This window comes from Mycobacteroides sp. H003, assembly GCF_001440135.1.
In the GTDB taxonomy this organism is placed as follows: domain Bacteria; phylum Actinomycetota; class Actinomycetes; order Mycobacteriales; family Mycobacteriaceae; genus Mycobacterium; species Mycobacterium gwanakae.
Genome location: NZ_LJYL01000010.1, coordinates 444,259 through 465,583 on the forward strand (window position 1 = coordinate 444,259; position 21,325 = coordinate 465,583).

Genomic DNA, 21,325 nt, shown 5'->3' on the forward strand with positions numbered 1-21,325 from the left:
CCAAGGAGGTTCCCTCATGAATCGAATCGCATTCTCCATCGTCGGCGCCAGCCTGCTGGCCGTGGCCGGTGTTGCCACAGCCGGACCCGCGGGGGCGACGGCCGACGACACCGTCAACTCGTTGAAATCCGAGGGCTACAACGTGCAAATCAACGGGACACCAAGCGCCAACCTCTCGGCGTGCACCGTCACCGGCGTCAAGAAGGACGCTGGGGGCGCCAACCCGACCGCCTACGTCGACATTTCTTGCCCGACCGGCTGCTGACGAGGCCGCCAACCGCACCGGACGCTACGGTGCGACGGTATGCAGCGCCCGGTAGTGTACTGTCCAGTACAGGGTAGGCTGAGATGAACGGATCCACAGGATAATGTCGCTTGCCGTCGAGCAATTATTGGCCGGGTACCGGGCATCGGGCAGAGAGTTCACCGCCGCCGGGGTGCGCTCCTTTGCCCTCGATGCCGGTGCGCCGGACGCCGAGCCGGTGGTGTGCGTGCACGGGGTTCCCGCGTCGAGCTATCTCTACCGCAAGGTCGTAGCGGCCGTGGCGCACCGGGGTCTGCGCGGTATTGCCGTCGACCTGCCCGGGCTGGGTTACGCCGAACGTCCGGCGGACTTCGACTACACCTGGACCGGCCTTGGCCGCTGGTTGCTCGCGGCCGTCGACGCGTTGGAGCTCGAACGTTTCCACCTGGTGGTGCACGACATCGGAGGGCCGATCGGGTTCGAAGTCGCCGCAGCACAGCCTGACCGGATCCGGTCGTTGACCATGCTCAACACCACTGTGGCCGTTGAGAGCTTTCAGCGCCCGTGGATGATGGAGCCGTTTGCACACACGGGCGTGGGCGAGGCGTGGCTGGCGTCGCTGCAGTTGCCCGGTGTGTTCCTGTCGTTGATGCGCTACACGGGTGTCAGCCGCAAGGTTCCGGCGGCCGAAATCGCCGCGTATGTCCCGCTGTTGCTCGGCGACGACGGCGGGCGGGCGTTCCTGAAGATCATGCGAGGCTTCGAGCCGACCGCCGACAAGCAACGGCGCTACGTGTCCGCCGTACGGAACACCCCGTATCCGGTGCAGATCGTCTGGGGCGCCCGAGACCACGCCCTGACATTGCGCCACGACGGCATTCACGCGCAACTGGCATCAGGCATCGACGACCCGATCCTGTTGCCCGCCAAACATTTCCTCCAAGAGGACTACCCAGAACAGATCGCCGACGCCGTCTGCCGTCTCGCTTCGGCCGTTGACGGACAGCGTCGGTAAACCCGACACCGTTGCGAACCTGACAGTCGCCACGAACAGCCGTTACGGCGCCCGCGTCCACTCCTTGTCAAACACACAGGCAGCGACCACGCGGACAGGCGCCTCGCGCCTGAGTCGTAGTTGACCATTCGGTCAACTTGGAGCCGAAACCCTGTTCTGTGTAACGGAAGCCGGGTTGGCCGACACCACACCAACGACAGCAGACTCCCGTTTGGAGGTTAAACTCGTGGCTACCAACAATGTCCTGACCAATCCGGGCATCCACGCGAGGCTCGAAGGCCTCGCGTCTTTCGTCGCCCGCTACGGCCTGGTCGTCGTGATCGCCTGGATCGGTGCGCTGAAGTTCACCGCCTACGAGGCCGAGGGCATCCAGCCACTGGTCGCCAACAGCCCACTGTTGAGCTGGCTCTACAACCTGTTCTCGGTGCAGACCTTCTCCAATCTGCTGGGGGTTTTCGAGATCCTCACCGCGATCCTGCTGGCCGCCAAACCCATCGCGCCCAAACTCTCGGTGCTCGGCAGCGTCCTGGCGACGCTGTTGTTCCTGACGACGATCAGCTTCCTGTTCAGCACCCCCGGCGTCGCCGAAGCGGCCGGCGGCGGATTCCCCGCATTGTCGTCGACCGGTCAGTTCCTGCTCAAGGACGTCGTCCTACTCGGGGTGTCGCTGTGGACCCTGGCCGACACCCTACGTGGGTGACCCCCACGCGATCGACGATGGGCGCCATGGTCGACGCCGACTCGGCACGCCACCACCGAAGTGCGATTCGGCCCTGGGCGGCAAGCATTGTCGTACACCGTCAGGTCATGGTGACGAAACGCCGACAGCCGCGAAATCGCCCATTACCCACCGCAGCCTCGACTGTACTGTTTAGTACACTATCTTTGTCACTTGCGGGCCCGCCACGAACTTTCTGAAAGGCAGTACTTCTCATGAGAAAAGCCAACGTCGTCGGCCCGGGCACTGTGGTGGCACCCCGGGAACTGGTCACCGTATCCGGAGAGACGGTGCGCATCCCGGATCCCGACCGCCTTGTCCATCTGCAGTTGCGTCGCTTCGCGGGCTGCCCGATCTGCAACGTGCACCTTCAGTCGATGGCGCGGCGTTACGACGAGATCGCCGCGGCCGGCATCCGTGAGGTGGTGGTGTTCCACTCCAGCGATGACGAACTGCGCCGCCACGGGGTCGAGCTGCCGTTCGCGGTCATCGGCGATCCGGCCAAGCTGCTCTACGACGAGTTCGGTGTGGGTTCCTCGCGGCGGGCCATCCTCGACCCCCGCGCCCTCGCCCCGGTCGTGGCCCAGCGGATTCGCCAACTCCTCAAGCGGGGCGACCCGACCCCGACACCGGTCTACAACAACGACCCGATCGGAGGCACCCTGGGGCTGCCGGGAGACTTCCTGATCGGCTCGGACGGCAAAGTGGTCGCCGCCAAACGCGGAATCCACGCCTACGACCAGTGGTCGGTCGACGAACTGCTGGCCCACGTGCGGTGACACCGGCCGCGGTCGCGCCGTGCCGGTCGGCCAGGGTTGCTTCTATATCCTTTTCGGGATGTCCGCATTGCGACCGACCGGCACGGCGCGCCCGCTCCCAGCGACCGCGCGCGGTCAGCGTGCGCGCGCACAGATCGTGGACGCCGCGGCCACGTTGATGTATCACAACGGCGTGAGCACCACCAGCCTCGACGACGTGCTGACCGCCGCGGGCGCCGGCAAGGGCCAGATGTATCACTATTTCGACGGCAAGGCCGACCTGGTGGCCGCGGTGATCGAGCGGCAACTGGAGTTGGTGCTCGCCGCGCAGCAACCCGAACTCGACCACACCGACTCCTGGCAGGGCATCGACGCGTGGATGGCCCGCATCGTGCGCGAGCAATCCCGAAGGGGCGGCCCGTTCGGGTGTCCGTTGGGAACGATCGCGGCCGAGTTGAAAAACGATGACACGTTTGGCCCCAGCCTGGATGCCGCGTTCGCTCGGTGGGAAGCCCCCCCTGGCGCGCGGGCTGAAGGCGATGAAGGATCGCGGCGACCTGGTGCACACGGCGAAACCGGCGCGCCTGGCCGCCATGGTCATCGCCGCCCTGCAGGGCGGGATGTTGCTCGCCCGTGTGCGCGGAAACGTCACCGTGCTACGCGACACCCTCGACGGCGCGGTCACCGAACTTCACCGCTGGGCGGCTACTTCAGCACCCGCCAAACCCGGATCGGCCCGCCGCAAGCGCCAAACCCGTTGAGCCGTCAGAACTCTCGCTGGCCTGCGCTGAGGTAATCCTCAAGACTTTGACGGATCGCTGCGCGTCCGCGGTGCAGCAGCACCCGTTGATTGCCCGCGGTGATGTCGAGCACCTCGCAGACCTCCGCGGCGTCGAACCCGAGAAGGTCGCGCAGGGTCACCACGGCGCGTTGTCCCTCGGGTAACTTGTCCAGCTCACGCCGGGCAACCTCCAACAACTCGCGATGCAGAACCGAGCCCTCCGGGCTGTCCGGGAACGGCGCCGGCGGCTGTTTCCACGAGCCGGCGCCGGGCTCGCCGGGACGGTGAAAGCGCGCTGGATCCACGGTGGCCGCACCGAAGTCGGTGAGGGTCTCGTTGCGCCGATGATCGCGAACCCCGCGCTGCTTGGCGATGTTTGTCAACACCGCAAAGAGCCACGTCTTGAGCGAGGATCGGCCCTCAAAACCCCTAATGCCCTTCACCACGGCGATCCAAGTCTCTTGCACCACGTCCTCGGCTGTCGGGTGATCGGAGACGTAGGCGCGTGCGACACGCAACAGGGCGGGCGTGTGCTCGTCGACCAGTTGAGCAAAGGCACGCTGATCACCCGCGCGAAGCCCCGTGACCAACGCCTGCTCACCGGCGATCCGGGTTACCATGAGCCCGCCGTCTCGGCGAAGGCGGCCAGCAGCCGGGCGCGGTAGACCGGATCGAGGTGCTCCTCACGGATGCCGCCCAGAGTGCCGACCGTGGCGTGCAACTGGTCCAAATAAGCGGCGCAGCCCTCACATCCGTGCAGATGCGTCTCAAAGCGCGCGCGATCGTCGGCATCGAGCGCGTCCTCCAGATACGCCGTGACCAGCTCGACCATCTCCTCGCACCGCAGCGGGCGCGACCGCATCACCCCGCGCCGCCGCCACCACCACCGCATCCGGCCAGCCTTAGACGTCATTTCTCGCCCTCGACAATCATCGGGTCCCCAGATCCCCGGTCGGCGCGGCGGAATGCCGGGCCGATGAATTCAGCGTGACACGGCCAACGGGTCGTTGCCACCAGCCGTCACACTTTCGTCACGGCGCCACCTTGAGCACCTCGTGGGCGAGGAGCTCGCCGCGATCCTCCTGCAGGAAGTGCGATGCGCCTTCGATGCGCACCTGATCGATGGCGCCGGGGATGAGGTCACAGAACACCTGACCAGCTCGGGGGAAGGGGAAGATGGGGTCCTGGTCGGAGAACGCCACCAGGGCCGGCTTCTGCCACCGCGACAGCTGGTCGATGACCGCCCGCATCTCGTTGGCCCCGACGTCGTCGCCCGTGATGGGGACAAGCAGCGGGAAGCGGGCCGCCCCGGCTTTGGACTCGGGCGTGGGGAAGGGCGCGTCGTAGGCGGCGACGACGTCGTCGGCCAGGTCGGTGGCCGTCGCACCCTGGATCACCATTCCGACCGGGAGGTCGGGGTTCTTCTCGGCGAACTCGCGCCAGGACAGGAACCCTTTGGACACCCGCCCCGTGAACAGCCCGGTGTTGAAGATCGCCAGTGCAGCCACGCGATCGGAGTGCTCGACGGCCCAGCGCAGGCCGATCGGGCCGCCCCAGTCCTGCACCACGGCCGTCGCCTGCTGCACGTCGAGGCGATCGAGCACCGCGCTGACGATCTGCACGTGCCGGTCGAAGGTGTACCAGTTCGGGTCAGTCGGCTTGTCCGAGCGCCCGAAGCCGGCGTAGTCCGGCGCAATGACACGGTGGCCCGCGGCCACCAGCGGGCCGATCATCTTGCGGTACAGGTAAACCCAACTCGGCTCGCCGTGAAAACACACGATCGGCGTGCCCTCGCGCGGGCCCTCGTCGAGGTAATGGATCCGCAGACCGTCAACGTCGACATAGTGCGGCGTGAAGTCATAGCCAGGCAGGTGGGCGAATCGGCCCTCCGGGGTCCGAAAAACTTCAGGCAGGCCAACGCTCATCGGGCAGCTCCAGGTGTGAGGCAGGTGATCGTGATGTAGTGTACCGAACGGTAAAGTCAGACTTTCGGCGGTCGGAGCGGCGATGACACGGACGGATCGGGCCATTCTCATCACGGGCGCGAATTCCGGGATCGGCAAGGAGATCGCACGGCAACTGGCACTGCGCGGCGCATTTTCGACAATCTTCCTCGCGTGTCGCAACCTCACGCGAGCCGCGTCGGCACGATCCGACCTCGAGCGCGCCACGAACACCGCGCTGTTCGAAATCCTGCACATGGACGTCGCCGATCCCGGATCTGTGCAATCGGCCCTCGACACGATCACCAAACCGCTGCACACCGTCGTCTTGAACGCTGGCGGCCTCGGCGGGCCAAAACCATTGGCGCTCAACGACCATGGTGTCACCGAGGTCTTCGCCGCAAACGTGCTGGGGCACGTGATGCTGCTGGAGGCGCTGATCCAGCGTGAAATGTTAACCGCCGCCGCCGTGCTGACCGGCAGCGAGGCTGCCCGTGGTGTTGTTCAATTGCGCATCCCACCCCCAACCTTCGCCCACCATTCCGCCGACGAGTTCGCCGGCGTCATCGACGGATCCTTCTACACCGGCAGGCGCGCCACCGCGATGCTGGCTTACGCCCACGCGAAATATCTTGGTGCACTGTGGATATCGGCCCTGGCACGCCGCCATCCCGACCTTCGTCTGCTCACCGTGAGCCCGGGCAACACCGCAGGCACCAACGCGTTCGAGCACACCAACCCGATAGTGAGGACCGTCATGAGCCGCGTCGTGATGCCCTACATCGCACCGCTGTTCGGCCTTGCGCACAAGCTCGACGTCGGCGCGCGACGTCTGGTTGACGCAATCGTCGATGACTCGTACCGCAGCGGAGTGTTCTACGCCAGTGGCGCCGGGAAGCTCACCGGGCCCGTCGTCGACCAGGCGACGATCCTGGCAGACTTCGCCGACACCACGATCCAAGATCGCGCCGACGAAGCCATCCACCGATTTGTCGCCGCCGCTCGCTGACTACCGATCATCGGTGACAAGCGCCGACGGGTCGGCTGCCACGATCGCCTCCACCTCGATGCGCAGCGCGTCGAGGTGGTCGCGGGCGGCCCCGTCATAGTCGCGTGCGTGGTCATCAAGAACACACACCGTCCCCACCACGTGCCCGCCGGCGTCTCGGACCGGCATCCCGAGGTAATTACTCAAGCCGAACTCGGTCTCATCCTCGTTGCCCGCGAAGGTGTCATCGAGGCGGGAGTCACGCACGAAGATCGCCTCCCCGCCGTCGACCACCCGTTCGCAATACAGCGGCACCCGATCCGGTGCGGCGCCGGCCTTGGAGCCTGCGGCGCCCACCCGATAGAAGGCGGTGCCCGGGCCCGCCGTCGCCGCGACGACCATGGAATCGGGGTCCGAGCGCATGACCAGAACGGACTTGACACCGAGTTCGTCGGCCAGTTCTTCCAGGCGGGGCGCCACCGGGGCAAGAGAAGGTGTGGTCGCCGCTGACGTGGCCGCGCGGCCAAGAACACGGTCGACCGCCGCCAAGATGTCTTCAGGCTCGGTGCGCGTGGCGTAATTAGGATGCACGTCGATCCACCGCAACACCGACTCGGCATCGACGATCGCCACCGTGGGCATCGGCAGCGCAACGGTGCCGTCGGCGTTCACCGCCGCAAGATCAAGCCCCAGCTGCTTCTGCGCGGCCTGCGCTTCGTCGCTGGGCGCGATAACGATGCCCAACGCGGCGGCGATGCGGTTGCCCGGATCGGAGAGCACCGCGAAGCTCAGCTCATTGGCCTGCTGCATCGACACCGAACCATCCGGGCTCTGCGGGCTGATGGCCACCAGACGAACGCCGCGGGCCTCCAGCGCCGGCACCAAATCCTGTTCGTAAACGCGCAGCGCGATGTTGCAATACGGGCACCACGCCCCCCGATAGAAGACCACGACCGTGGGTGCTCCGGCCAGCACGTCGGCCGACGAGACTGACGTCCCGTCCGCCCCAATGAGCTCAGCGATCGGGAATCGCGTCCCAGGCACGGCCACCGACGCCGGCACCCCGGCCGCCTGGAGCTCGCGCTGGTCGGCGGCGAAGACCTCGAGCACCTCAGGCGGAGCCACGCCGGCCAACTGCTCCGCCAATTCTGCGACCTTCTCGCTGAAAGTGGTGAACTTAGAGCTTGTCATAGCACGCCTTCCCCGTCGGTGGTGTCATCGAGCCTGTCGACAGCGATCTCGCCTAGTGTACCAAACAGTACAGACGATGAACTCGCTTGAGCACCAAGCCCTGTCGGGTCCGAACGCACAACTGGCGGGGACTCGAGTTTCGTTGTCCCCCGCGCAGCCATGGGCCATCATCGGCGGCATGCGACGTTCGGGGGCATCGAGTTCGGCGTGGATTTGCACACGATGGCCCTAGCTACGGCCCCGCCGTCGCAGCTCGGCGACCAGAGCGTCGAAGTTCGCCGGGCGCACCTGCACCGCGTCGTCGCGCGCGGCGGCAGTGATCTTGACGGTGCGGCGAATCTGGTCGATGAAGACTCGGCAGGCTTCGCAGCCGCGTCGGTGTTGTTCGAACCGGCGCAGGTCTGTGTTACTCAGTGCGTCATCGAGATACGTCGTGACCAGCTCGATCACGTCGCTGCACGCCAGTTGCAGTTCGTTGGTGATGAATTCGTCAGTCATCGAGATACTCCTCCAGCGCAGCCCGCAGGGCGGCGCGCCCACGATGCAGCAGCACGCGTTGATTGACCGCCGAGATCCCCAACGCGTCGCAGATTTCCTCGCTCGTCCAGCCCTCGACGTCGCGCATCGAGACCACCTCGCGTTGCGCGTCTGGCAGTTTGGCCAAGGCGTGCGAGATCAAGGTGCGCACTTCGCGAGAAAGCAGTCGTTGCTCTGGCAACAGGTCCCACCTTGCGGGCACGTCAGACCAGTGGTGGGCACCCAGTTCGGCGTGAACCATCCGGTTGGGATCTACCGACGGGTACGGATCCGCCTCCGGACCTGCGACGGCAAATGGCACGGTGCGCCCCTGTGTTCGGGCCAGCGTCCGTATTCGGTTGAGCATGATGCGGAACACCCACGTCTTGACCGTCGAACGACCTTCGAAGCTCCCGATCGTGCGAACCACCGACGTCCACGTGTCTTGCACGGCATCTTCTGCAATGGACGCCGACAGGTAGATCCGCGCCATGCGGACCAGGGGTGCATGCATCGTGTCGACCAGTAGGCGGAATGCTTCGGTGTCCCCGGCCCGCAACGCGTCGACGAACTCGTCCTCGCTAGCCCACCGGTCGTCGACGACCGTGCGGATGTGTTCGCCCATTACCCAGCACCGCTCCCCAGCCGAAATTGCGGCCCGTGTAACAGATCAGCTGCACGGGCGTCTAACCAGTGGCCTCATCGATCTGGCATGCGGTGTAAGGCCATCAACCCGAACAATACTGGAGGAGAACCAATGAGCACGCTGTCCCTTGTCACCGACGCCGACGCGACCAACGACCAGGCCGAGGCGTTGGCCTCCGTGCAGCAGGCATTGGGCACGATTCCCAACCTCACCCGCGCGATGGTGCACAGTCCGGCGCTGCTGCGCGGATATCTCGGTTTGGCCGGCGCTCTCGACCGCGGAACGCTGCCGGGCTCCACCCGCGAACGCCTCGCCATCGCCATCGCACAGGCCAATGGGTGCTCGTATTGCCTGTCCGCACACAGCTACCTGGGTGAAAAGGCGGCGGGACTCAGCGCCGATCAAATCGGGTCGGCGCGCAAAGCAGATGCGGACGACCCCAAAACCGCCGCGATCCTTGCATTCGCGGTGGCCGTCAACGAACACCGCGGCCACATCGATGACGCCGATCTGGAAAACGCGCGCCGCGCAGGTCTGACCGACGCCGAGATCGCCGAAGTCATTGGCCACGTGGGCCTTAACGTGCTGACGAACTACTTCAACAACGTCGCGCACACCGAAATCGACTTCCCAATCGTGCAGCCGTGAACCGCACGGCCTGGCGGGTCACGCGACCGCGGCCCGCCAGGCCAGCCGTCACACGACACGTGCGGTGCCGGGGTCATCCTCGAAGACCGCGGCAGGGCGGCCTCTCCGATGTGAAACGGAGAGGCGCCAGAATCCGAGCCCGATACTTGACGGCGACGGCTATCACGCCCACGTCGTCACACGTCCATCGTGTCGCGGCGAGTGGGCCTGAATACCCGCTCCATGACGGAAGCGACTGCAGCTGAGGCGATTTCCGGTCAACCTGGCGGGCGCCGCTGTGGTCAGCGAGGCCAACACCTTGTCCTGACAGTCGATCACCAGCCGCCGGGGATCACCTTCGGCTGTAGGCTGTTCACCTTCGGTTCGAAGGGCAGCTGCGGGAACAGCGTCTCAGCGACCCGGTAGCACTCCTCGAGGTGCGGATACCCGGAGAGGATGAACGTGTCGATGCCGATGTCGTGGTACTCCATGATCCGGTCACGGACCTCCTCGACACTGCCCACCAGCGCGGTGCCGGCCCCGCCGGTGACCAGACCGACGCCTGCCCAGAGGTTGGGGCTCACCTCGAGGTGCTCCCTCGAGCCACGGTGCAGGGCCACCATGCGGCGTTGGCCTTCCGACTCAGAGCGGGCCAGCGCCGCCTGGGAGGCGGCGACGTCCTCGTCGCGCACGTAGCGGATCAAGTCATCGGCGGCCGCCCACGCTTCTCTGCTCGTTTCCCGCACAATGGTGTGTAGCCGGATGCCGAAGGTGACTCGTCGCCCGGCAGCGTGTGCCTTGGCCCGCATCTCGTCGAGTTTCGGCTGCACCTGCTCCGGTGGTTCGCCCCACGTCAGCACGGTGTCGATCCATTTCGCGGCGAACGCTTGCCCAGCGCCAGAGGAGGCGCCGCACATCAGCGGAGGGTGCGGCTCCTGCAGGGGAAGGTAGTGAAGCTGCCCCCCTTCGATGCGGACATATCGGCCGTTCATGTCCACGGTCTTGCCCTGCAGCAGGTCGGTCCACGCCTGGATGTACTCGTCGGCCTGCTCATAGCGTTGGCCATGCGACAGGAAGACACCGTCGCCGGCCAGTTCGACCGGATCGCCTCCACAGACCACGTTGACGGTGAGCCGACCCCTGCTGTAGCGGTCGAAGGCCGAGGCCATTCGAGCCGTCATCGACGGGGTCGACTGCCCGGGCCTGACAGCGACGATGAATCGCAGGCTCGTGGTCTCGGGTGCCAGAAACGACGCGGTGATCCATGCGTCTTCACACACCGAGCCCGTCGGGACCAGCACTCCGACATAGCCCAGATCGTCTGCGGCCTGCGCGATTTGGGTGATGTAACGCAGGTTAGCCGCCCGCGCCCGGTGCATCGTCGACAGGTGTGGGCCGTCGGTGTGGGTGGGGATGTACCAGTAGATGTCCATTCCTGCCTCCTTGATGCAAAACAGTGAGGATCTGGGCGCGGAGGGCCTGAAGTGCTGGGTCCGCCACGTCCCGCGGGCGGGGCTGGGGGTGCGCCATGTCGGCGATGATCCGTCCGGGTGGACCAGCCATCACAATCACCCGGTCTGCCAGTAGCACGGCCTCGTCGACGTCGTGGGTCACCAGGATCGCGGTGAGCGCCTCGTCGAGGATGATCCGCTCGAGTTCGGTTTGCATTTGACTGCGCAGCAGGCTGTCCAGCGCGCCCAGCGGCTCGTCGAGCAGCAGGATCTCGGGAGTGGTGACCAAGGCGCGGGCCAAGGAGGCTCGCTGCGCCATGCCGCCGGAAAGCTGATTCGGCCACGCCTTGCCGAAACCGGCCAGCCCGACCAGGTCGAGCGCATGGACGACTTGCTTTTCGATTTGGGCGGCCGGTCTCCGGAACGGCAGCGCGTAGGCGACGTTGTCAGACAACGACATCCACGGCATCAGTCGGTGCTCCTGGAAGACCAGGCCCCGGTCCCGGCCGGGTCCCCGAACGAGTCGACCGAAGGCCCGGATTTCGCCAACGAACGTGGTGTCAAGGCCCGCGATCGCGCGCAGCAGCGACGTCTTGCCAGCTCCGCTGCCACCCACGATGCCGACAACCTCTTGACGGCGGACGTCGAAGTTGACCTCGCTCAGCACATCCAGGGGACGCTTGCCGACCGTGACCCGTTTCTCGCGAATTCGTACTTGCAGGGCCGGCACCTCCGCGCCATTCACGTCAGCCACGGTAGGAGCGGTCCCAGCGGGTGAGGTAGCGGCCGAAGCGGGCGAGAAGCCCATCGGTGGCCTTTCCGAGAATGCCGATTGCGAGCATTCCGGCGATCATGGCAGCGGGCCGTGCGAAGTTGCGCGAATCCCAGATGAGCCATCCCAACCCGTTAGCCGACGCGATGACCTCCGCCGCGACCAACAGTGTCCACGACAGCGCCATCGCAACGCGCGCCGATGCGACAATCGACGGAGCCGCCGACGGCAGCAACACCGTCCGCAGCACTGTCCAGCGCGACTTCTCGTAGAGCTGCGCGACCTCCACGAGATCTTGCGAGGCAGAACGAATCCCCGCAGCGGTCGCCAGGATCAGCGTGGTGGCGGACCCGATCGCCACCAAGGTCACCTTTGAGAGCTCTCCGATGCCAAACACGATGACCAGCACCGGAATCCACGCCACCGCCGGGACCGGAATCAACGTCAAGGCGGTGGGCTCCAGGATTTTGGCTGCCAACGGGCTGGTGCCGATCACCGCCCCTGCCAGAATGCCGACCGTGCTGCCGATGGCAAAGCCAATCGCTATGCGGCGCACACTGACCCACGCGTGCTCGATCAGCGTTCCATCCATCGCCAGCCTGACGAACGCTTCGAGTGAGTCGAGCGGTCCAGCAACGAGCGTGTGCGGCAGGACGCCGCTGACCACCGCGACGTGCCATGCCACGACCAGTCCGATCGGTACGGCCAGCGCAAGTACGCAGCTTGTCAGACGATCGAAGAACCGCCGGCGTCGACGGGGCGCATTTGTCGCCACGGGCGCAGTCACCATCATCGTCATCGCGGAGGTCCGACCAGGTCCTTGACATCGACCTTCTGCTGAATGAAGCCAGCATCGGCCAGGAAATCGGCCTTCGCCTGGATGTCGGCAATGACCTCCTGAGTCAGCGTGGCGGTGAAGTCGTGGCGCGGCCAGGCCAATTCGACCACCTCCGGATCGACCCGAACTTCAGTGGCCACAATCGATTTCGCTTCTGCCGGTGATGCGCGGATGAACTCCTTTGCTTTGCCGATGGCAGCGACCAAAGCGGAGTAAACGGCCAGTGCATCTTCGGCCAGCCCGGGCCGTGCAACCGCGATGGACTGGATCGCAGCATCGCCTGCCGGTAGCAGCCTGGCGGTCTTCTGGACAAGCTGCTGCTGCACGAACGGCGGCCACACCGCCCACGCATCCAGGTGACCTGATTCGAACGCCGCCTTCGCGTCCGGCGGGGCCATATCGATCACTTGAATTAACTTGGGATCGACGCCGGCATCCTTGGCGATCTTGATCAAGGCGTAATGCGACGACGTACCCGCTAACACACCGACGCGCGCTCCGCCCAAATCGGCAGCGCTCGCGATCTTGCTGTCGATCGGTACGAGGATGTCCTGGACCAGGCTCGCGCCCAGAGCCACAATCCTGCAATGAACTCCCGCCGCCGCGGCGATTAGAGCCGGCGGCTCGGCCATGAAGACCATGTCGACCCGGTTTGTCGCCAACGCTTCTGTGACGGCTGGCGCCGAGTCGAATTCCACGTAGTCGACTTTCGTGCCGGCGCCGACGGCGGATTCGAACAACCGTTGCTTGCGCGCGATATAGAACGGTGCGTAATCGACTGCGCTGGCGAAAGTCCCAATCCGGACTGTATCCGGGGCACCACCGCCCCCGCCACAGCCACCTACGAAGAGCACGAGTGCCACAACAAATCCAATGCGGCCGACCAACCGGGCTAGCCGGCCGCCGCGAACTCGGAGCGTCGACATTCTGCAGACTCCCTTGCTACCAATCTGTCGCACGATAGATATTCCTGGTTATGGATCCATTACGTAGCTGTAGCGCACTCGTATCGCTGAACCGGATCAACAAGCCCGGCTCCAAGGACTTCAACCCTCCGAGGCAGACGGGTCTGCGCAATCGGGTCTGCGCAATGAACTGCGCCTGCTGGCACCGCATTCCCGTCCCGCACAGCGCTCGATGACCTGATAGACGATCCGGCCACGCGGACGTCGCAGTGCGGTGGGTATCGATGTTCTCCTGCATCGTCAGAGTCCATGCGCCCACCCGACAACAAACCGTGGCGCCCGCACAATAAGTTTGCAGTTCCTGTTGCGAGCGGCCACCGTTATGATCACCGCGAGTCGAAACCCGGCCTCGTCCACCGCCCTGCACTGCCCTAGAAATCTGCGGGGTTCGCCACCACAAGCAACACAGACGCCCCTCCCGCAAGCTTGAACAATGTCTTACCGCGGGCCTACGGAGAAGCGGAAGTAGTCGGGCTGGTATCGACGTTCACCGAGTCGCCCCCAGACACGCCACCACGGCCAGCCCGGCCTGGCTTGCCGGGCGAACGACAGCAACAAAAGCGCCAACACCGAGGACAGCATCGGAATCCCGACCGCCGCCTCCTTCAGCTGAGCGCGAACGTCCGCCGTCCGCTGACCATCATCACAGTGGCTTCGAGTGGGATGCGGTGTGAACAGAACGCCTGTGCCAGTTCGATATCCGAATCGGACGTGCACATCGTGACGGTGACGCCGATGACACGGTGGATACTGGACTTCGCGGCAGCCGCGGTATGGTCTAGCGGCACAAGGAGATTGGTCTCGGAATCGGGATGCCGCGGCGTTGCCCCGTGCAGGGGGGAATAGGCGACCACGTTAAAGTCCTTCGCGCCGCGCTCCTGCAGCTGGCCGTCGCCGTTTGCGAACCCGGACGCTCTGTCGCCGTCTTCGACTGCCGAAAAGCCATGCTGTCTGCAAGATCGGCCTGTCGGCCGCGACCAAACATGCTTACGCCCGCTTGGACACCAGCCCCCTGTGCGACCTCATCCGCTGTTCGTTCAAAAATGTGCACGCCGCCAACTCGCCAGCGCCGACGGCACAATCAGCGCATCGCGCCCGACCGCTAAGGATTTTAGGAGCGCCAGTACTTTCGGCCCCAGCAGTCACCACCACGGCGGCGACACAGCCGTTGGGCGTGAGGACTTCAGACGGAATCGGCGCCGAAACGATGAAATTACACCCTTGGGTTCCGCGGTTTTGCGGCCTTGCCGCTGCAGGACCCGGCCGGGGCGGCGGTCGAGCTGGAACGCTGCGTGCGACAGCTCGGGTTGTCCGGGGCGCTGGTCAATGACTGCATCCACAGACCGGGCGGACACTGCCTGGATGCACCCGAGTACGACGAGGTTTGGGCCGCCTTGGAAGCGCTGGGCGTAGCGCTGTATCTGCACCCGGGCGCCCCGCCGGCCGATCGGTGGCATGCCCTGGACGGTCGGCGCGAACTGTATGGCCCGACGGGGAGTTGGGGCGCCGCGGTCAGCGGCCACGCCCTGCGGATACTCTTCGCCGGAGTTTTCCGACCGCCATCCCTTCGGCCACCCTGATCTTGGGCCACATGGGCGCGTTCTTGCCGTTGCAGCGCAGCAGGCTCGACTCGCGTGTCCGCACCATCCAACCCGGCACACCGCTCAAGCAACCACCATCGGCCTACATCGGCACCAACATCGTGTTCACCACCAGCGGGGTGTTCTCGCCGGCGACCCTGACCGGGGCGGTGCTGGAGGTGGGCGCCGATGCTGTCATGTTTTCCGTGGACTACCCGTATGAGTCCTCGCAAGAGGCCGTCGCCCGGCTGCAGCGAACAACGCTCAGTGCCGGTGACCGGGCAAAGATCGCCCACGCCAACGCCGAACGCATCCTCGCGATCTCAGCCCGTTGAGCCGCACCTATCCATCCAAGACGGTCGCGGCACAACAGCGTCGGGTTGGCCGTGGCGTCGCTGCCGATCCGAACCAGCCTCTCGGGTGGGGCCGCCCTGCCGGCGAGCTGACGTCGACTGAGTCGCAGGCTGCTGGCTGATCAGCGCCGTCGCGCCTATGGGTTGCGCCGGTAAGCACTGACGTGCCCGAGCGCCATGTTCAGGGCGAGTTCGACGGGGCGGGCGCTGCGCATGGTCTGCGCCATCAGCAGACCGCCTTGCAGCGCGCTCATCATTGTCAACGCGAGCTCGGCCGGGTCGGCCTCGGCGGCCAGTTCGCCGTTGTCGCGCATGGCCACAAAGCCCGCGGACAGATACGATTCCCATTCGGCAAAGCACTGCGCGAGCACGTGTCGCGCAGTCTCGGATCGCTCAGCGAGTTCACCGACCAGCGAGCCAAGGGGGCAGCCGCCGACACCCTGCCTCGCGCGGGTCATGGCAACGAGGTGATCACACCAGCGCTGCAGACCCTCCCACGACGAGACCTCGCGAAGGTCGGGCTCCTGGGCGGCGATCACGCGGCCGAGCTGGATGGTGATCACCTCGCGAATGAGCGCGTCCTTGTTGGCGAAGTAGTGATACAGCTGCGACTTGCTGGTGGCGGTGACGGCCATGACATCGTCCAGGCTGGTTCCGGCCACCCCGTGCTCCTGCACCAGCGACGCCGCCGCCGCGACGATGCGGGCTCTAGTCGCCGCGCCGCGAGCCGTCAGCCGCGAACCAGCAGGGCCCTCCGTTGACACCATGACCGCAGCCTACCGACACTGGACTTGCCAGTCCACTCCTATGTCATCATGATGGACCGAGTAGTCCACCCAACCCCTCGGAAGGATGCCGATGTCCCGACTCGATTATGGTCAGCTGTTTCCCCGGATCGAGGTTCCCGCCGTCGGCGGCGCCACGATCTCCCTGCCCGGCGATCTCGCCGGGTCCTACGGCGTCATCTTGATCTACCGCGGGTCGTGGTGCCCATACTGCAATGCCCAGCTGGCCGGGTTCTCCCGCGCGCTCGACACGCTCAGTGAACTCAACGTCAAGGTGATCGCCTTGTCGGTGGATGATGAGCAGACCTCGGCTGCGCTGGTCGCCAAGCACAAGCTGCGTTTCCCGGTTGGCCATAGCGCCGACGCCGACGCGATCGCTGCGGCGACGGGTGCCTACGTCAACGACCATCCCCGTTATCTGCAATCGACGGGCTTCGTGCTGGCACCTGATGGGACGGTGCGGCTCGCGGTGTACTCGAGCGGGGCCATCGGGCGGCTGGTTGCCGACGACGTCATCGGTTTCGTCCGGTACCTGTCCGAGCACCCCGACGCGCGATGAGCAACGCCGCACACCGCTGCAGGCCGCTGCCGTGCCGCCAGACCAGCCCGACGGAACACATGCAGCCGAGCCGCCTGGTGCCCGCCGCCTCTTCCCCGGCCAAGCGGCGCGGGCGGTGAGGATGTCGAGCCCGATCCCGGCCAGCATCCGGGTGCTTATTGACGGACCGAATTACGCGCACCTGTCCACAGTTTCGGCCGGCGGTCATCCCCGCAATTGGGTGGTGTGGGTCGCGCGCGAGGACGACAACGTCCTGATCTGCACCCATGCCAAGGCCCCGAAGGCCAAGGACATGCGCCGCGACCCTCGCGTCGGCCTGTCGATCACCGCGTTCGACAACCCCTACCGGATGGCCGCCCTGCAGGGCAGGGTCATCGCAGTCCGCGACGACGCCGCCTGCCACTACATGGACCCGATCTCAATCAAATACACCGGCGCCGCCTTCCCGAGCCGCGGCCCCGGACGCGTGTGCTTTGTCATCGCGATCGACAACGCCAACCAGCACACGCTGGACTTCACCCACAACCCAACGGAAGCCGGATGAGCACCGCAACCAAAGCAACACATCGGGGCAAGACACATCGAAGTGCGGTGTGGCCCTAGCGGAAAGGGGCCGGGTCCGAACGTGGTCGACGACGACGACGCGGGCGTGGACCCTCCGGCCCCCCAACGAACTCCCCGCCCGGCACACTACGAGCCGACGAGGCGAGTGAACGCCCGCCGGCACCGAATTGATCGTCGACGGTGGGCATCTGCTCGCCCGACCTGACCATCGGCCCATCAGTAGAAGGAGATCATCATGGCCCGCACGGCCCCAGCACGATCCAAGCGCGTCACTGTCGGCGAGCAGTTCCCCACCCTGCTGCTTAGGGGACTCAACGACGAACCCGTACAGATTCCCGACCCCACGGGCGCGCTAACGCACCTGCAGTTCCGGCGTTTCGCAGGCTGCCCGGTATGCAATCTGCACCTGCGCTCGATCAGCGGACGAATCGAGGAGATCAACACCGCAGGCATCCGCGAAGTGGTGGTGTTCCACTCCACCGCCGCCGAGCTGCGCAAATACCAAGACGATATGCCCTTTGCGGTGGTCGGCGACCCCGACAAGGATCTCTACCGCCGATTCGGGGTGGAAGCCTCGACAAAAGCCCTCAGACTCGCGGCCTGGCGCGCGCTGCCCGGCGGATACTGGCACGCCATCAAGACCGCGATCGCCAAACGCCGCTCACCACTGCCCGCCTCACCGACCAACGGCAACCTCGGACTGCCCGCCGATCTGCTCATCGGGCCCGATGGACGAATCCTCGCCGCCAAGTACGGCAGCCACGCCTACGACCAATGGACGGTGGACGAAATACTCGCCACCGCACGCCAACAGTGATCGCCATCAACAACGCCCACCGGGCGCGCAGGACTTCACCCACAACCCCAAGGAAACGCGATGAGCACCCAAGCCGACACTTCGCCACGCTTCAGCGTCACACGCACCACCCCTGCACTGTGGCGGGTCACGTTCGACAACCCGCCCATCAACCTCGTCGACCCGCTGATGGTCGTCGAACTTCACCAACTCCTCACCGAAATCGAACAAGACCACCACGTTGCCGTCATCGTGTTCGAAAGCGCCAACCCCGACTTCTTCCTTAACCACGTTGACGTCGCAGCCGACCCCTCACCACTCACGGCGCTGCCCACCGCGCCCTCGCCGTTTCATCACTGGACCAATCTGCTGATCCGGATCAGCAAATTGCCAGCCGTGACGATCAGCGCCATCCGCGGCCGAGCGCGTGCCGCCGGCAGCGAGCTAGCGCTGGCCACCGACATCCGCTTCGCCAGCCGCGAACGGGCGATCCTCGGACAATTCGAAGTCGGCTTCGCCGCCATCCCAGGCGGTGGTCCATCCAGCCGGCTACCCACGATAGTCGGCCGCGGACGGGCCCTGGAGATCCTCCTCGGCGGCCACGATTTCACCGGTGAGCTGGCCGAGCGCTACGGATACGTCAACAGGGCCATCCCCGATGCCGAATTCGACGCATTCGTCGACGCATTCGCACATCGGGTGTCACGCTTCGACCTGCTCGCCCTCGCCGACATCAAACGGTTCGTGAACAACGCGTCACTACCTGCCGACGCGACCCTGCTCTCCGAAATGGACACACTCATCGGGGCCTTTGCGCGCCCCGCCGCCGCATCGATCATCGCCCAAGCACTCAAAGACGGCTTCCAACAGCCCGGCCCACTCGAGCTCACACTCGGCGACTACATCAACGACGTCCGCGCCGCGCCGGGCACACTGCCAACCCGGTGACCTGTAAGCTCCCAGCGGAGATCGAGCATCGCGGCGGGCAGCTTGGGGCTGAGGGTGAAGTCGAAGTCTTCGAAGGTGTTGTGCTGTTCGAAGCGAGCGCGACCGACTCGCCGTGCCAGGGCCGCGGTCATAGGACTCGGGTGCAAAGGTTTAATCAATAGTGGAGTACGAAAAGGAGCCGTGACGAGGAGCTATGTGACGGCGAGGCCGCCGTCCACGGCGAGAACTTGACCGGTGACCCAGTCCGAACCGGGATCGGTCAGCTTGATGATCCAGGCTGCGACGTCGTCGGGGACGCCGCGCCGCCCCAGCGGAATGGTTGCCGTCTCCAGGGCTTTGACTTCCTTTATCGCGTCCTCGCTGAGTCCCATCCTTTCCTTTAGAAATGCCGTTTCGACAGGCCCCGATGCGATCGCATTCACCCGGATGCCTGTGGAGGCCAGTTCAAGCGCCCAGCAGCGCGTGAGATGCTCGACCGCGGCTTTACTTGCCGCATAGTGAGACAAGCCAGCAGCAGGTTTCGACCCGTATGTACTGGACACATTGATGATGCTGCCGTGTGATCGGGCCAGATGCGGAAGGGCCGCCTTAGCCATGAGAGTAGGGCCGATCACGTTGATTCGGAATGTGTTGAATATTGCTTCGATCGAAACGTCGGCGAGCGCGGCGAGGACGCCCGCTCCGGCGTTGTTCACGATGACGTCTAGGCGCCCCCACCGCGCCATCGCGAAATCGATGGTCCGATAAACGTCGTCAGCATCGCCAGCATCGGCGACGAGCCCCACGATGGCTCGGTCATCGCGTGCGATGTCGTCGAGTCTGTCCTGTCGGCGGCCGGTGATAAGAACGTTGGCCCCCTGGGCGGCGTATAGTTTAGCAGCGGCGAGACCGATGCCCGCGGCGCCACCCGTGATGATCACAGTCTTCTCGGAGAATTTCGGCATAATACTTTCCCATACTTTCGAAAGTGCAAGTCCAACAACAGACCAAGCGCTGACCCCATGGTCGCGACCCGCGCGGTCGACGAGGTGATGAATGATTCAGTGACCGCAACGTTCTCGCCAGGGGTCGGCACATGCCTAACCGACCATCGGTTCCTCCATTCCGCACCGTCGACGGATCACGCATTAAGTCGAGCGTCCATGGCTCGAGATATCTGATCGACATCGAGTTCCCCGGGTTGGGAAGGATCCTGGTGGTTCATGCTCCTCCATGACGATGTTGCGGAGCTCGCTTTCCTTCTTCTTGGTGTGCTCACGCAACGGGAACGCGGTGTTGTCATACAGGCTCATCGAACCGAACAGCGCGCCGTCCTGGAACATGACGCCGAACAGTGTGCGGATGTCGTAGAGCTCCTTGGCCGAGCACTCGATGATGTTGGTGCCGTCGACGATGATCTTGCCGCGCTCGGGGCGCAGCAGACCGATCAAAGACTTCAAGTACACCGATTTACCGGTACCCGAGCCCAGCAGGACGCTGACCTCACCGGCGGGGATCTCCATCGTGACGTCTTCCCAAATTCGCTGGGCCCCAAACGACTTCGTCAACCCCTCAACCGAAACATCAATACCCACCGGACATCCCTTCGTGCATGGCGCCTATCCTCAACCGCCTTACCACCAGTTGCCTTGTGTGCTCACCCGTGAGCCACATCGGCGATGCCGATGGTGTCGCCGATCCGGGGACGACCACCGGCATATGTGGCTCTTCCTGAGTCAGATCCACGTCGTCCTCCAGTTCCGGAACGATTGGTATGAACTGGCACAAGAACGTCGCCGCCAACGAACACGGATTATCGGTGTCGGCGCGTGCCGTAGACGGCGCCGCGCATGTGAGAATCGTGGCGAGCGCACCTGCGGTAGTGGCGGCCGGAGTTCGTCCGCGCCGGAGTACTTGGGCCGCCCGGTTGCGATCGATGGTCATCGGATGGTAGCGGTCATGTCGGGGGCCATGGCTGCCAGCTGGGGAGCCCAGCTGTTCCAGTCGTGTTGCCCACCCTGGGCAATGTCAAAGTGCCCGTTGCGTCCGCCTGCGCTGCGGTAGTGGTTATAAAAGGATCGATTCGAGCCCTGCGCCTGATCGCAATGGCCGATCATCGCCGCCGGATCACTGCATGTCAGAGTGGATGGGCTGTAGACCCACAACCGGGTGTCATTGTCGACAAGCAGCGGTACGTGCACGTCAGGGTCATGCCACTTCCAACGACCTAACTGCGCGGCCCCCCACATGGCCTGGTGTTGGACGTCTCGTCAGGTGATGACGGTGGAGGGGTTTCTCGTCACTTGTG

26 protein-coding genes and 3 pseudogenes are annotated in these 21,325 nt (G+C 65.0%); 13 read left to right on the top strand and 16 right to left on the bottom strand.

The window, feature by feature from the left end:
• Positions 1 to 16: 16 nt before the first annotated feature.
• The 5 genes from AOT87_RS08260 to AOT87_RS08280 all read left to right on the top strand — a co-directional run bounded on the left by AOT87_RS08260 (position 17) and on the right by AOT87_RS08280 (position 3,531).
• Entirely contained in the window at positions 17 to 265 is a 249-nt protein-coding gene (locus AOT87_RS08260) for a hypothetical protein (RefSeq protein ID WP_023363423.1), read from the top strand.
• A gap of 103 nt (positions 266 to 368) precedes the next feature.
• A complete protein-coding gene (locus tag AOT87_RS08265; protein ID WP_023363425.1) occupies positions 369 to 1,259 on the top strand; it encodes an alpha/beta fold hydrolase in 891 nt (296 codons plus the stop codon).
• A gap of 226 nt (positions 1,260 to 1,485) precedes the next feature.
• A complete protein-coding gene (locus AOT87_RS08270; RefSeq protein ID WP_023363427.1) occupies positions 1,486 to 1,959 on the top strand; it encodes a DUF417 family protein in 474 nt (157 codons plus the stop codon).
• Between the two features lie 233 nt (positions 1,960 to 2,192).
• Positions 2,193 to 2,756, top strand: coding sequence for a peroxiredoxin-like family protein (locus tag AOT87_RS08275; RefSeq protein WP_023363428.1), 564 nt, complete (start codon positions 2,193 to 2,195; stop codon positions 2,754 to 2,756).
• A gap of 58 nt (positions 2,757 to 2,814) precedes the next feature.
• On the top strand, positions 2,815 to 3,531 hold the full coding sequence (locus AOT87_RS08280) for a TetR/AcrR family transcriptional regulator (protein ID WP_307188177.1): 717 nt from the start codon (positions 2,815 to 2,817) through the stop codon (positions 3,529 to 3,531).
• Here AOT87_RS08280 and AOT87_RS08285 read toward each other — a convergent pair.
• The 3 genes from AOT87_RS08285 to AOT87_RS08295 form a co-directional block, all read right to left on the bottom strand.
• Positions 3,501 to 4,136, bottom strand: a complete 636-nt coding sequence (locus AOT87_RS08285) for an RNA polymerase sigma factor (protein ID WP_023363431.1) — start codon at positions 4,134 to 4,136, stop codon at positions 3,501 to 3,503. The genes AOT87_RS08280 and AOT87_RS08285 overlap by 31 nt on opposite strands.
• Entirely contained in the window at positions 4,130 to 4,429 is a 300-nt protein-coding gene (locus tag AOT87_RS08290; protein WP_306341108.1) for a zf-HC2 domain-containing protein, read from the bottom strand. Before AOT87_RS08290 ends, AOT87_RS08285 begins: the two co-directional genes overlap by 7 nt.
• 118 nt (positions 4,430 to 4,547) lie before the next feature.
• Positions 4,548 to 5,441 (bottom strand): haloalkane dehalogenase, encoded by an 894-nt coding sequence (locus tag AOT87_RS08295; RefSeq protein ID WP_033718784.1) that lies wholly within the window; start codon positions 5,439 to 5,441, stop codon positions 4,548 to 4,550.
• An 82-nt stretch (positions 5,442 to 5,523) separates the two neighbouring features.
• On the opposite strand from AOT87_RS08295, the gene AOT87_RS08300 reads away from it, so the two are divergent.
• Positions 5,524 to 6,468, top strand: a complete 945-nt coding sequence (locus AOT87_RS08300; protein ID WP_023363435.1) for an SDR family NAD(P)-dependent oxidoreductase — start codon at positions 5,524 to 5,526, stop codon at positions 6,466 to 6,468.
• Here the strand turns inward: AOT87_RS08300 and AOT87_RS29260 are convergent, their stop codons facing one another.
• The 3 genes from AOT87_RS29260 to AOT87_RS08320 form a co-directional block, all read right to left on the bottom strand.
• Positions 6,469 to 7,638 (bottom strand): redoxin family protein, encoded by a 1,170-nt coding sequence (locus tag AOT87_RS29260; RefSeq protein WP_023363437.1) that lies wholly within the window; start codon positions 7,636 to 7,638, stop codon positions 6,469 to 6,471.
• A gap of 228 nt (positions 7,639 to 7,866) precedes the next feature.
• Positions 7,867 to 8,136, bottom strand: coding sequence for a zf-HC2 domain-containing protein (locus tag AOT87_RS08315; protein ID WP_023363439.1), 270 nt, complete (start codon positions 8,134 to 8,136; stop codon positions 7,867 to 7,869).
• Positions 8,129 to 8,779, bottom strand: a complete 651-nt coding sequence (locus AOT87_RS08320) for a sigma-70 family RNA polymerase sigma factor (RefSeq protein WP_023363441.1) — start codon at positions 8,777 to 8,779, stop codon at positions 8,129 to 8,131. Before AOT87_RS08320 ends, AOT87_RS08315 begins: the two co-directional genes overlap by 8 nt.
• 132 nt (positions 8,780 to 8,911) lie before the next feature.
• Here AOT87_RS08320 and AOT87_RS08325 point away from each other — a divergent pair, with 132 nt between their 5' ends.
• Positions 8,912 to 9,448 (top strand): carboxymuconolactone decarboxylase family protein, encoded by a 537-nt coding sequence (locus AOT87_RS08325; protein ID WP_023363443.1) that lies wholly within the window; start codon positions 8,912 to 8,914, stop codon positions 9,446 to 9,448.
• A 314-nt stretch (positions 9,449 to 9,762) separates the two neighbouring features.
• Here the strand turns inward: AOT87_RS08325 and ssuD are convergent, their stop codons facing one another.
• The 5 genes from ssuD to AOT87_RS08350 all read right to left on the bottom strand — a co-directional run bounded on the left by ssuD (position 9,763) and on the right by AOT87_RS08350 (position 14,307).
• Entirely contained in the window at positions 9,763 to 10,860 is a 1,098-nt protein-coding gene (ssuD, locus tag AOT87_RS08330) for an FMNH2-dependent alkanesulfonate monooxygenase (protein ID WP_023363445.1), read from the bottom strand.
• Positions 10,784 to 11,623 carry an ABC transporter ATP-binding protein gene (locus AOT87_RS08335; protein ID WP_063840604.1) on the bottom strand — a complete coding sequence of 280 codons (840 nt, stop codon included), beginning with the start codon at positions 11,621 to 11,623 and terminating at the stop codon, positions 10,784 to 10,786. Before AOT87_RS08335 ends, ssuD begins: the two co-directional genes overlap by 77 nt.
• 1 nt (position 11,624) lies before the next feature.
• Positions 11,625 to 12,425 (bottom strand): ABC transporter permease, encoded by an 801-nt coding sequence (locus tag AOT87_RS08340; protein WP_157859006.1) that lies wholly within the window; start codon positions 12,423 to 12,425, stop codon positions 11,625 to 11,627.
• A gap of 20 nt (positions 12,426 to 12,445) precedes the next feature.
• Positions 12,446 to 13,414 (bottom strand): aliphatic sulfonate ABC transporter substrate-binding protein, encoded by a 969-nt coding sequence (locus tag AOT87_RS08345; RefSeq protein WP_023363450.1) that lies wholly within the window; start codon positions 13,412 to 13,414, stop codon positions 12,446 to 12,448.
• Between the two features lie 644 nt (positions 13,415 to 14,058).
• Positions 14,059 to 14,307 (bottom strand): hypothetical protein, encoded by a 249-nt coding sequence (locus AOT87_RS08350; RefSeq protein ID WP_023363451.1) that lies wholly within the window; start codon positions 14,305 to 14,307, stop codon positions 14,059 to 14,061.
• Between the two features lie 378 nt (positions 14,308 to 14,685).
• On the opposite strand from AOT87_RS08350, the pseudogene AOT87_RS29495 reads away from it, so the two are divergent.
• Both AOT87_RS29495 and AOT87_RS29500 read left to right on the top strand, forming a co-directional pair.
• Positions 14,686 to 15,033 (top strand): annotated as a pseudogene (locus AOT87_RS29495) (amidohydrolase family protein); the annotation flags it as partial.
• Positions 15,034 to 15,044: 11 nt separating this feature from the next.
• A complete protein-coding gene (locus AOT87_RS29500) occupies positions 15,045 to 15,368 on the top strand; it encodes an amidohydrolase family protein (protein ID WP_023363454.1) in 324 nt (107 codons plus the stop codon).
• 155 nt (positions 15,369 to 15,523) lie between these two features.
• Here the strand turns inward: AOT87_RS29500 and AOT87_RS08365 are convergent, their stop codons facing one another.
• Positions 15,524 to 16,153 carry a TetR/AcrR family transcriptional regulator gene (locus AOT87_RS08365; RefSeq protein ID WP_023363456.1) on the bottom strand — a complete coding sequence of 210 codons (630 nt, stop codon included), beginning with the start codon at positions 16,151 to 16,153 and terminating at the stop codon, positions 15,524 to 15,526.
• 91 nt (positions 16,154 to 16,244) lie between these two features.
• Here AOT87_RS08365 and AOT87_RS08370 point away from each other — a divergent pair, with 91 nt between their 5' ends.
• The 4 genes from AOT87_RS08370 to AOT87_RS08385 all read left to right on the top strand — a co-directional run bounded on the left by AOT87_RS08370 (position 16,245) and on the right by AOT87_RS08385 (position 19,038).
• The gene (locus AOT87_RS08370; RefSeq protein WP_033718792.1) at positions 16,245 to 16,730 is read left to right on the top strand and encodes a peroxiredoxin family protein; all 486 of its coding nucleotides are present in this window, start codon (positions 16,245 to 16,247) and stop codon (positions 16,728 to 16,730) included.
• Between the two features lie 121 nt (positions 16,731 to 16,851).
• Entirely contained in the window at positions 16,852 to 17,274 is a 423-nt protein-coding gene (locus AOT87_RS28800; protein ID WP_023363460.1) for a pyridoxamine 5'-phosphate oxidase family protein, read from the top strand.
• A 255-nt stretch (positions 17,275 to 17,529) separates the two neighbouring features.
• Positions 17,530 to 18,111, top strand: a complete 582-nt coding sequence (locus AOT87_RS08380; RefSeq protein ID WP_023363462.1) for a peroxiredoxin-like family protein — start codon at positions 17,530 to 17,532, stop codon at positions 18,109 to 18,111.
• A 60-nt stretch (positions 18,112 to 18,171) separates the two neighbouring features.
• The gene (locus AOT87_RS08385; protein WP_023363464.1) at positions 18,172 to 19,038 is read left to right on the top strand and encodes an enoyl-CoA hydratase/isomerase family protein; all 867 of its coding nucleotides are present in this window, start codon (positions 18,172 to 18,174) and stop codon (positions 19,036 to 19,038) included.
• A 191-nt stretch (positions 19,039 to 19,229) separates the two neighbouring features.
• Here the strand turns inward: AOT87_RS08385 and AOT87_RS08395 are convergent, their stop codons facing one another.
• The 4 genes and pseudogenes from AOT87_RS08395 to AOT87_RS08410 form a co-directional block, all read right to left on the bottom strand.
• A complete protein-coding gene (locus tag AOT87_RS08395) occupies positions 19,230 to 19,982 on the bottom strand; it encodes an SDR family oxidoreductase (RefSeq protein ID WP_023363468.1) in 753 nt (250 codons plus the stop codon).
• Between the two features lie 261 nt (positions 19,983 to 20,243).
• Positions 20,244 to 20,612: pseudogene (locus tag AOT87_RS08400) on the bottom strand (ATP-binding cassette domain-containing protein); the annotation flags it as partial.
• Positions 20,602 to 20,961, bottom strand: coding sequence for a hypothetical protein (locus AOT87_RS28660; RefSeq protein ID WP_074323644.1), 360 nt, complete (start codon positions 20,959 to 20,961; stop codon positions 20,602 to 20,604). The gene AOT87_RS28660 and the pseudogene AOT87_RS08400, both read right to left, overlap by 11 nt.
• Positions 20,958 to 21,266, bottom strand: a pseudogene (locus AOT87_RS08410) (alpha/beta hydrolase-fold protein); the annotation flags it as partial. The pseudogene AOT87_RS08410 and the gene AOT87_RS28660, both read right to left, overlap by 4 nt.
• Positions 21,267 to 21,325 lie beyond the last annotated feature (59 nt).